Annotated in this window: 10 protein-coding genes; 4 read left to right on the top strand and 6 right to left on the bottom strand. The window is 63.6% G+C overall.

Translation table 11 applies throughout. The annotated features are described in order from the left end of the window. From OXH60_03585 to OXH60_03575, 3 genes are all read left to right on the top strand, one after another. Window positions 1–281, top strand: a 281-nt coding sequence (locus OXH60_03585; GenBank protein MDE0711198.1) for a hypothetical protein, incomplete at its 5' end; no start/stop codon positions are given. Between the two features lie 649 nt (window positions 282–930). Beyond that, window positions 931–1,611, top strand: a complete 681-nt coding sequence (locus tag OXH60_03580) for a hypothetical protein (protein ID MDE0711197.1) — start codon at window positions 931–933, stop codon at window positions 1,609–1,611. A 30-nt stretch (window positions 1,612–1,641) separates the two neighbouring features. Further along, the gene (locus OXH60_03575; protein ID MDE0711196.1) at window positions 1,642–2,826 is read left to right on the top strand and encodes a phospholipase D family protein; all 1,185 of its coding nucleotides are present in this window, start codon (window positions 1,642–1,644) and stop codon (window positions 2,824–2,826) included. 62 nt (window positions 2,827–2,888) lie between these two features. On the opposite strand, the gene OXH60_03570 is transcribed toward OXH60_03575, so the two are convergent. The 6 genes from OXH60_03570 to OXH60_03545 all read right to left on the bottom strand — a co-directional run bounded on the left by OXH60_03570 (window position 2,889) and on the right by OXH60_03545 (window position 9,489). Next, entirely contained in the window at window positions 2,889–4,568 is a 1,680-nt protein-coding gene (locus tag OXH60_03570) for a class I SAM-dependent methyltransferase (protein ID MDE0711195.1), read from the bottom strand. Next, window positions 4,565–4,759: a hypothetical protein gene (locus OXH60_03565; protein ID MDE0711194.1), complete on the bottom strand. Its 195-nt coding sequence runs from the start codon at window positions 4,757–4,759 to the stop codon at window positions 4,565–4,567. The genes OXH60_03570 and OXH60_03565 overlap by 4 nt, the downstream gene beginning before the upstream one ends. 255 nt (window positions 4,760–5,014) lie before the next feature. After that, window positions 5,015–6,181 (bottom strand): hypothetical protein, encoded by a 1,167-nt coding sequence (locus tag OXH60_03560; GenBank protein ID MDE0711193.1) that lies wholly within the window; start codon window positions 6,179–6,181, stop codon window positions 5,015–5,017. 363 nt (window positions 6,182–6,544) lie between these two features. Continuing rightward, a complete protein-coding gene (locus OXH60_03555) occupies window positions 6,545–8,125 on the bottom strand; it encodes a GMC family oxidoreductase (GenBank protein MDE0711192.1) in 1,581 nt (526 codons plus the stop codon). Further along, window positions 8,122–8,706 (bottom strand): twin-arginine translocation signal domain-containing protein, encoded by a 585-nt coding sequence (locus tag OXH60_03550; protein MDE0711191.1) that lies wholly within the window; start codon window positions 8,704–8,706, stop codon window positions 8,122–8,124. Before OXH60_03550 ends, OXH60_03555 begins: the two co-directional genes overlap by 4 nt. A 24-nt stretch (window positions 8,707–8,730) precedes the next feature. After that, on the bottom strand, window positions 8,731–9,489 hold the full coding sequence (locus OXH60_03545) for a DUF72 domain-containing protein (GenBank protein MDE0711190.1): 759 nt from the start codon (window positions 9,487–9,489) through the stop codon (window positions 8,731–8,733). 156 nt (window positions 9,490–9,645) lie between these two features. Between OXH60_03545 and OXH60_03540 the strand changes: the two genes are divergently transcribed. Further along, on the top strand, window positions 9,646–10,417 hold a 772-nt coding region (locus OXH60_03540; protein ID MDE0711189.1), incomplete at its 3' end, for a hypothetical protein.

Below are 10,417 nucleotides of genomic sequence, written 5' to 3'. Positions count from 1 at the left end.
GGCGCGAGGATCTCGACGGGTATCACAGGGACGAGCGGGCCGAGTTGGGCAAGGCGCACGGAGAGAGAGCCCGCGAGATCGAGCGCGGTTGGGGCAAGTTCTATCGAAACAGGCTGGTGGAGGCGGAGCGGCGCGCATGGTCGGTGCGGGCGACCATGAGGGAGAGGGAGCGCGAACAGACACGGGAGCGGGAGCGCCCCCGGACCATCACCCGCGTTGTCGTACCGCCACCGCCCCGGCCGCGAGGCCCCGAACGCGGCGGGGGTGGGATCGAGCGGTGACGCCTCGGGTGTCGGCATCGCGATGTGACCTGCGCTCATCCGCCAGCACGTCGGTCAACCGAGCGCATCGTCCGTCTTGCCACGTCGTCCAGCTTGGCGCTGTGCAGGGCCGGGTCGCCCGGCGGCGCCGGGACGTCGCCATCGGCGTCCCGCCCCTCCGCTCTGACAGAGGGTCCCGCAACGCGAGCAGGTCCCCGAAGGAAGCGCTATAATTGGCGGAGTCGATCATGCGCGGAGGGAGGAACCATGAAGGATGCACTGGGAAGAACCCGTCGGCGTCTACTGGCGACCCGGCGGGTCGCCTCGACTTCGGGAGCCGCAGGGGTGCATGTCACGCGTTGGCCATCTGCTCCGTGCTCTGAAGCGACCGAACCCGTGCCCGCCCCCATCTTCTTCCCTAGCCCTCTGCTAACCCCTTGGGAACTCTCCGATCTAGGCGGTCTATCGTACCTTCGAAGCGGCCATGTTTCTGCTTTGACGGTTCCATCTGCCTCCCAGTACAGAGCCGAGGTCAACCGTGCGAGATGATACGAGAAGGGTAATCCAAGAGAGAGCCCGGCTAGATTTGCAGGATCGTGTAGAGACGCTGGGTCGGGTTGTTCGCCAAATCCGTGAGGAGATGGCGAGTCGCGGAGCACTTGCGTCGGGAATGACGATCATTCAAGTCCGAGACGCTGTCCGGAGTGAGGCGCGCGTTCGTGCGAATCTCATCTGGCATGCGATTGCGCGCGGCCTTACTGCGGCGCGTCAGCCACTGACCAGCAATCTAGCGGTCGACATGAAAGCTCTGGTCCGTTCGCTGCTCGATGCACACACGGATGACTTGGAGAGACACCTAAACGATGCCCATGATCTAATGTCGAGGCGAAACCAAGAGGGGATTCGTGATCTGATCGCCCCCGCACTTGACCGGGTCAATAATGAGATTGACTATGCTCTGCTCTCCGCGCACGAGGGCGACGAGTCTCAGCATCCCGACACGGTAGTGAACGTGTATCAGAGCCAGGGAATCGTACAAACTGGTGCTCATTCCATCGCGAATCTCTCTGTCGTCTTCGGAGAGGACGAGAAGCGTCAGGTAGCCGAGGCGCTCGACCTCGCCCGGCAATCACTTGATCATCAACCGGACCGCCACTCGTCGGAACGCGGCCAAGCACTCGTTCTCGTGAGCGAAGCCGAAGCGGAGATACAGGAGGCGCAACCGAACCTGGTCAAGCTGCGTGGTATGCTCTCGGGACTCGCTGCCACAGTCCAGACACTTGGTGCATCTCGTGCGGCGATGGAGGCCCTTAAGGCCGCTGGTGCTCTCGTCGGTCTTGCTCTACCGTAACCTCACCACCTGAACCGAATTCGTTTGGCCATGGCCGAGACGCGCGAGGACGCACCACGCAAGACGTTCCTTCTCCAAGGTCTAACGGAACGCACCCATTTGGTAGCGTTGCGGACGCTACTGGCACAAACCACTCCGCACCGTTTGCTCCTCAGCGTCGCCTATGTCACGCAGGGCGGTGTCGACCTTATCGCATCCGCTGTCTCGGCAGCTGGGTGTCGCGTTGATGCCTTCGTTGGGATTCGCAATGGCGTCACCACGTTGCAGGGGTTAACTGCGCTGGTGGAAGCCGGGGCCAACGTTCACTGCGTGGACACCGGAGATCAAAAGCTTCTGTTTCATCCGAAGATATACGTCGCGTGGGGTCCGACGAGGGCCGGGGCGATCATTGGAAGTGCGAACCTGACTGTGGGCGGACTCAACAACAACATTGAATCGAGCGTAGTCCTCGACTTGGACGCGACGAAAGATGAGGATACTGACTTCTTGGAGTCCATCTGCGCTGAGTTCGACAGGCTTTCCGTTGCCTACCCGCAGAACATCGTGCGCGTCGAACGAGCGGATGAACTCGACCTTTTCTACGAGCAGGGGCGAGTTGCTGATGAGGCATCACCGCTTCCGCCGCGCGAAAGCCGGGCGACGAGCGGACTCGCCGCCGACGTCCCGACGATGTCACTACCTGTAGACAGGCTGCGTGGACCTTCCGTCCGTCCGCCAACACCGAAAAGTGAACCGGCTCCAGACACGATGGGGACGATTGGATTCCCGGGTCCTTCCGTCAAACCCAAGTTGATCTGGCGCAGCAAAGCCCTGACCGAGCGCGATTTGGGAATTCCTTCGGGAAGGAACACGCACCCCACCGGTTCCATCAACCTTGATAAGGGGTTGCTAGATCCATCAGTCGATCATCGACACTACTTTCGAGAGGAAGTGTTCGCTGCGCTAGATTGGGGGCCGACCGGTTATTCTACGGTCGAAGAAGCGTACGCGAGGTTTCGGCTGATTGTGAAGGGGATTGAACAGGGTGAGTTCAAGCTGCGGATCGGACACACAACCAGCACGACGACACCATCGTATCTGCAACGAAACGCGATGACGAGGCTGAGCTGGGGACCGACGAAAGAGTTTGTCGCCCGCCGGGATCTCGTCGGTCGCACCATGACACTCTATCGTGATTCGGCTGATCGGACACGATTCGTGATAGAGATCGACTAGATCGAGTCATCCAGTTCCCGACCCTGTGTCGAACGTGTCCTTGGGGTGAGTTGGCTACCTCACTAGTTCGCGCCGACACGTTCAGATGCATTGGCGGTGGACTTCACGGCAGGGGCCCGAGCGGAAACACGTTGCCGTCGATTCCGGAGCGCTACCCATCCCTGAAACAACTGTTCGCGATCCGGCTTCGTTAATCCGATTAGCGACAGCACCTGTTGACCGTACTCACTGAGTACATCTTCCGTGCAATGTGTCCGCACTGCCTGATCCAGGCGTCCAAGCTCGAAATCGACCGCGGCCGGTATCGGAATCAGGAGCCTCTCAATCTCTGACGGAACCAGTTCCAACACGCCTCCTCCGTAGTGCCGCCCTTCGAGTTCGGCGCTCAGAGCGGTCAGGGGATTCAGAAAGCAGGCGACCAACGTGCTGGCGTTGACCTTGGATGTACTGATCCGATAAGCCGTGTCAGTGGTAAACGCCTTCGCCTTGTTGAAAACCAGTCGAGGGGCGTGATGAGAACGCTTGAGCATGCCGATGTCCGTGGCGTAAACGGATGGCACACAGTACCACGGGGAGCGAATACGGCACTTGTATCGGCGGTGCAGCTTCTGGTCCTCTCCGAGCCGAATGTACTTCGCTACGAGCCGATGGCGCTCTACCCCCGCATTTCTGAACCAAATGAAATTCGTGGGTTTTCCGTTCATAGCGTTTGCGACGTGCTGGCGCTCATCGTAGACGATCCCTGGGCAATGCCCGCTGCGCCCGAACATCGGATACGCGTAGTCGTGGAGTCCGAATCGTTCGACCGTCTCGTTGGGCACCAAGAAGAACTTGTTAGCACCGGTGACGATGCCAACATCCACGCTCGCCACATCGTCAAAGCGTTGGACTTTTGGATTCTCCGCCGTGGCGTCCAGAAGATCCCGCGTACTGGCGTCAAGCAATGCTCTAGTCCACTTGCCCTCGATCGTCTTGCCGTTGCTGGTGTCCGCCGCCCGGAACATTTGCTCCGGATCCTGGCTGACGAACTCGCGATCCCTTACAGGTATGATCCCAAGACCTTCACACCGTTGACGGTGCGAACGTCGCTTTTCCGCGAGCAAGATGACTGCGCCCTGTAACGTGCCCGGAAACCACAATTGCTCAGGATCAATGACGACGATCCGCGTACACTGTGCCACTAGGTATGAACGTAGCGGTTGGGCATGCATGACATGTATGAGCTCCGCAGGGACGACCATTCCAAGACGCCCACCCGGCCGAAGGAGGGCGACGCAAGCGAGGATGAATGGGACCCATGCGTTGGTGTGCCTCGTGAACCGGCAGCCGAGGTGTCGGAAGATGCTCTCCGCCCGAATCTGGAAGCTCTCCGGCAGGTATTGGTAGCGGATGAAGGGCGGATTGCCGACTACGCCGTCGAAGTGCTGCGAACCCTTTTGAAGCTCCCCTAGAGCCCATCCAAGGAAGTCAGAAGCAAGTACGCGCGTCTTGATGTGGGGTGGCGTGCTCCGGGATCTCGCCTTCTGAGCTTCCTCGGCATCGATTTCGAAGGCCTTGATTGTCAGAGGCTGAGTTGATGTCGATCCAAGCGCTTCAAGGAAGATGCCATCGCCGCAGCTGGGCTCCAGAATCTGCTTCGTCCGGCGCGTCGTTACCCATCCTCCAATACATGCTGCGAGGTCCGGCGGCGTGTAATAGCCGCCCCGCAGTTTCTGCGGGGACTCATCTACCTTGAATTTCAACGACGTATCTCGCCCGTGGCCTCGGGAGACCGCTGGCGCTCTCGCGAGGCGTGTTCGTCCAAGTAGGTCTTCGCGCCCCGCACGAACCATGCCTTCAGTGTCAAGCCATCGGACGCGAGGGCGCTGTAGAGTTTTCGCTTGAAGGCTGGCTCCACCTCGATGACCAGCCTGCCAGATTGTCCCTTGGCCACGCCCTAAATCTCCTAGGTTGGCGTAATGTAACAGATGGCACATAAAGCATGGTACATGAGAGGTCGTGGCGCAAGGACCCAAGGGAGATCCGACCGTCCGATGGGAGGTCGCCGGTCTCCGTAGCCGTACCGAGTCCCGAAGCTTGAGGAGGGGAGCGACGGGACCGCCTGCCCCCGGCCATCCTCGGCAACGCCGATCTTGGTGTCGAGAAGCTCAGTCGACCGAGTAGCCGGTCGCGCCAAGCTTCGTGGAACTCATTTGGACTCGTTGGTGGAAGGGTCCGTCTCGTCGGCACCGCGACGGGAACGAAGCTCCGCCAGCGCCAGCGCGGCGATCTCCTCGAACCTCTGGTCCAGATGGACATTCGACCCAAGTTCGGCGGGCTCGTACTGACCAATGAGCCAATTGCCGAGTGACTCTTCGCGGTACGATCCGTCTTCCAGTCGGGCCATCAGGATGTCATGCAGGTTTTTCCCGCCCGTTAGGAGTGTTTCAAGCGATTCAGCATCTCCCACATCTGCCCATTGGACCGGCTTGGCTTTCCGATCCTGAAGCGCCACTTGCCGCCGCATCCGTTGCTCGACGAGGCGATACACCATGAAGTCGTTGGGCATGGTTTCCAAAGTGACGACCAACGGCAGGTAGCTCTCGATACATGACGGATCGACACCTTTCCCCTTGAGATATCCTTCCTCGATGAGCCGAATCGTACCGGCGAACTGCATTGCGGCATCACCGAAGATGTCGTCAACCTTGCCGGAAAGTGCTTCGATGTCTCCGTCTCTCCAGACGGGAAGATGCAGTAGCGTTGCCTTGGCCTCGATCAGCACCACCGAGCTCTCGTAGACGATCACTGCGTCGCACCTCCTCGAGCCTGGGAGCGCAGGGTCGTTCAGGCATTCCGGCCCAAGGTATCGGCCCGATCCTCTGGGAAAGACACGACGAAGCAATCTGTCGATGTAGTCTTCGAAGACACGTCCCATGTAACGGAGGAACCGCCCGCTCTCTCTGCGGTCTCGTAGCCCCGCCAGGAAGAAGTGAAACAAGCCTCGGGTCATTCTTCGGTGGAGGAACGCGACCGAAGGGCAATACGCCCTGCCGTCATGAACGACCACGGGTGTATCCGCCAACGGCAGGGGATCGAAGACACGTAGATCGTCCGCCCGGCAACCACCACTTATCAGTTTCTGACGCAGTACGTCCGTCCGCTCGGAGAAAAGGGCGAAGACTGCCCTTTCCTCATCGGAAGGTAGATTGAGCGCCTCAAGAAAGGTGTCGACCGTCAGGAGCACCTTCGGGTCGTCGGTGTCTGCACTCGCCAGAGCGCCGAACATCGCCACGCTCGCCAAGGCAGGTGCCACATCGGTTATTCGCTCAAACAGCGCCAGCAGGTCGCGGCGGTTGGGAGTAAGGTCGAACACTGCTCGTCGTAGGGCAATCTCAGGGCGGCGGAACGACACCGCAGCCGCATGAGTCAGCGTTGGTCGGCCCGACTCGGGCCGACGTACTGAGTGAGGAGGTCGGTGCTTCGTCACCCGCTAATCCCAGCTTTGCCGGTCAAGCGGGGCTATCGCCTACGGCAGCCTCTCGAAGGGCGCTTCCCCCTTTCTTCGGGTACGCGTGCTTCCCGCCATTCAGTCCGTTTTTCCTGCATTCGGGGCCCAGTCCAGCAAGGTCCAGTACCACGACAGGAAACGCAGATCGTGCAGCCCTATAAGTAGTTAGCCGATTTCCTGCCGGGATTCGGACCTCAGGCGATCCGCTGTTCCCGCAGGAATCCCCGGCTAACTCTTCGCAATCTCCTCCGCCGCCATCAGCGACAGTGCGCAGAAGGAGAGGGTCCCGTTGGCGCAGCCGCTGGAGACGATCGTGGGCGCGCCCACCACGAACAGGTTCTCGTGGTCGTGGGTGCGTCCCCAGCGGTCCACCACGCTGGTGGCGGGATCGTCGCCCATCCGGCACCCGCCGCCGGGATGTTCGAACAGGCGTGACGCCCGCGTGCTCATCATGCGCCCGCCTGCCGCGCGCGCGAGCTCGTCGAAGCGGCCCAGCAGCGTCTCGTGGGTGTGCGGCTCCAGGTCGAGGGTGGGCTGCCCCGCCACGTAGTCGATGCGCGGCATCGGATCCCCGTGCGCGTTGCGCATGCCCGGGTCGAGGGTGAGACGGCTCTCCGGGGTGGGAATCACGTCGTAGTACGACCGGATGCGCGCGGTCGCGGTGGACCGGGTGCGCGCCCGCCAGTCGGCCATCACCTCGTCGCCCCAGAGGACCCGCCCGTCGTCCGCCGCCAGGCGGGCTTCGCGGCCCACGGTCGATTCCCACAGGCGGATGTCGTGGCGCAGGTAGCGGTCCAGCGGCCCCGGACTCGCGAAGCGGTGCGACAGCAGGCTGTTGTTGGGAAAGATCCCCGGGTAGAGCCTCATGGGCAGCTCGATGAAGCCGCTGGCGAACCAGTGCCCGGTCATGTAGCGCCCGACGTTGTCCGTGCTGTTGGCCAGGCCGTTGGGAAAGCGGCTGTTGGCGGACAGCAGGAGGAGATGCGAACTCCAGCTGTGGCCGGCGGCCAGCACGAAGGTTCGCGCCCGGAATTCGACGGGCTGGTCGGGGGCGTCCTGATGAAATCCCGCGGCGGTCTCGATGCGGTCCGAGCCCGATGCCAGATTCAGCGAGCGAATCAACGTGCGGTCGTAGAGCCGGATTCGCGCCGCGGCGAGCAGGCGGTCGAAGGCAAAGTCCGGAGTGTACTTGGCGCCCGTCGGACACACCGCGCAGGTGTCGCAGCGCTGGCACACGTTGCGTCCCTGCCACGGCTCGGTGTTGCGCGCCCACGGCTGGGTCCAGAAGGGGATGCCCGCTGCGTCCGTCCACTCGCGCATGCGCTCGAGGTTCCAGGAGAGCGGCAGGGGCGGCATCGGATACGGCCTGGAACGGGGATCGTACTCGGGCGGGCCCTGCTCCCCGGCGACCCCCATGCGCTCTTCCGCCTCCTGGTAGTAGGGCTCCAGGTCGTCGAAGGTGATGGGCCAGTCGTACCCGACCCCATAGAGGGAGCGCACCCGGAAGTCCTCCGGCGAATACCGGGGCACGGCGCCCCCCCAGTGCATCGCGGCGCCCCCCAGCACCATCGACTGGTACATCTCGCCCGTGCCGGTCTGGCCGGGGATGTGGTCGTTCGGGTAGGGGTTCTCGCCGTACGCGAGCATGCGCGCGCGGGTCGCCGTCCTCTCTTCCAGAGAAGCGGTGCGCCCGCCCGCCTCGACGACCGTGATGGACGCCTCCGTGTGTTCCGCGAGGCGTTCCGCAACCATGGCCGCGCTGATGCCGCCCCCGATGATGCAGACGTCGCTCTCGATGACCTGGCTCATGACGCGGCTCCCGGCAGCGGGGCGGGCTCGTCTCCGGCTCCAGCCAGGCCCCTGCACTGCTGTTTGGCGATGGCCCGTCCGTAGCAGAGATCGGTCGCGATCGGGGAGGCGAAGAAGTGGGCCGCGAGCGCGACGGCGATGTGCGCGGCGTTCCCCGGCCGGCCGAAGTCGGGACCGGCCCGGCGCACGTGCGGCTCGAGGATCCGTCGCCGCTCAGGCACTCCGACTTCCGCAAACGAGGCCCCGAAGCGCTTGCCGCTCTCAATGTCGAGCCCGCTCAGCTGGGCGGCCCAGCCGGGCCGCGGATCCGGCCCCGTGTAGACCGTCACGGGCACCAGGTAGGGATGAGGCATCTCGGCCACCGGCTCCAGCCCTTCGGACCAGAGCTCAAAGGCGGCCACCGCCCGCTCACGGCCGTCCGCGCCCAGCTCTTCCGGCAGCACTGCCTCGCCGACCGCCCGAAGCGTGGCTGGCGCGAGCGCATCCGGGCTTTCCGCTCCGGCGGGCGCGCAACTCGGCAAGGATACCACGGCTACCGTCGCCGCGGACTGCTTCAGAAAGGTTCTGCGTGACTCGGCCATCGGCTACGTCTCCTTGCTGCGGGCTTACTGGGGATCGCCGGCGCCGCCATGGGAGGGATCGGCCAGCGACAGAAAGTCCTTCGCCATCGCGGGCCCCGCGGCTTCGTCCTCGTGCTTGAAGAAGACGAAGGCCTCGCCCCAGCCCTGCCCGTGGACACGCTCCATCCATCGCTCCAGTTCACCCTGGGTGTAGCCGAGCCGGCGCATGCGCAGGTAGCCCCAGGAGCCGGAGGGCAGGGGCCGGTCGGCGGGCACGCCGGGGAGCGGGTCGTCGATGTCCGCGTGTACCAGTGCGAAGTCGCGGTCGGCGAGCAGGGTTCGCACTTCGTCGTCGAACCAGGAGGCGTTGCGGAACTCGAAGGCGGCGCGGGTGCCGTCGGGAAGCAGATCGAGGAAGGCGGCCAGACGTCCGGCATCCTTCTTCATGTTGGGCGGCATTTGGAACAGGATCACGCCCAGGCGCGGTCCAAGCGTGGCGCAGGTCTCGACCAGGTAGGTGGTCTCGTCGGTGCTCGAGAGGCCCAGGCGCTTGAAATGCGTGATCCGGCGCGACGCCTTGATCGAGAAGCGGAAGCCCTCCGGCACCTGCTCGGCCCACTTCATCAGCAGATCGACCTTCGGCAGCCGATAGAAGGTGTTGTTGATCTCGACGGCGGGCAGCTCGCCGGCGTAGTGCGAGAGGAAGGCCCGCTGCGGGAGCTTCTCCGGGTAGAACCGGCCCTTCCACTCCTTGTAGGCAAAGCCGCTGGTTCCAGTCCAGATACGCATGGCGGAATGATGCACGGGATCCGGGGGATGCGCCAGCCGGCATCACTCCCGGCGCCGGGCCGTGCGGCCGGCACGTTTTGTGTCCGCCCCGGTTCACGCGGCCGTTGCGTCTTGTGTCCGCCCCGGTTCGCGATAGTCTTCAACAGGTTGCCGGGGGGAATTGTGCAAAGGATGCCAAATGATGTGGAAAAGGATGACGGGGCTGTGGAAATGAAGACTTCGACTGGCTTCAGGGTCTCCGCGGGACAGGCGGTCCTCCTGCTCGGCACGACAAAGGGGGCCTTCCTGGGCCGCGCGCGCGGCGGCGGCGGCTGGGAGTTGGACGGGCCGCACTTTCCGGGCGAGGAAGTCTATGCGATGGCATACGATAGCCGCGCCGGTCGATCGCGCCTGTGGGCGGCCCCGGGCAGCCCTTTCTGGGGGACCACGCTGCGCTTCTCCGACGATTTCGGGACGAGCTGGTCCGGGAAGGATGAACGCCGGGTCAGGTTCCCGGAGGATTCGGAGCTCTCGCTCAAGCGCATCTGGCAGATCCGGCCGGGGTCGGAGGCCGAGCCCGATGTCATCCGCCTGGGGGTCGAGCCTGCGTGCCTCTTCGAGTCGCGCGACGCCGGGGTCTCGTGGCGGCCGGTGGAGGGCCTCCTGAACCATCCCCACCGGGAGCGCTGGCAGCCGGGCGCGGGAGGGCTCTGCCTGCACACCATCGTCGGGGACGGCGAGCCGGGCGGGCGCATGATGATCGCCATCTCGGCGGCCGGCGCCTACCGGAGCGACGACGGCGGGGTCACGTGGGAGGCACGCAACCATGGCGTGCGCGCGGAGTTTCTCCCCGACAAGCACCCCGAGTTCGGTCAGTGCGTGCACAAGATCGCGCATCATCCCACGAACCCGGGTCGGCTCTTCCTGCAGAACCACTGGGGGCTCTACAGGAGCGAGGACTGGG

This window comes from Rhodospirillales bacterium, from assembly GCA_028824295.1.
In the GTDB taxonomy this organism is placed as follows: domain Bacteria; phylum Pseudomonadota; class Alphaproteobacteria; order TMED109; family TMED109; genus VXPW01.
This window is presented reverse-complemented; position numbering and strand designations above follow the sequence as displayed.

Bases quoted from the DNA above. Each gene is read 5' to 3' on its own strand.
- OXH60_03580 (MDE0711197.1), top strand. From the start codon at position 931: ATGACGATCATTCAAGTCCGAGACGCTGTCCGGAGTGAGGCGCGCGTT.
- OXH60_03575 (MDE0711196.1), top strand. From the start codon at position 1,642: ATGGCCGAGACGCGCGAGGACGCACCACGCAAGACGTTCCTTCTCCAA.
- OXH60_03555 (MDE0711192.1), bottom strand. From the start codon at position 8,125: ATGAGCCAGGTCATCGAGAGCGACGTCTGCATCATCGGGGGCGGCATC.
- OXH60_03550 (MDE0711191.1), bottom strand. From the start codon at position 8,706: ATGGCCGAGTCACGCAGAACCTTTCTGAAGCAGTCCGCGGCGACGGTA.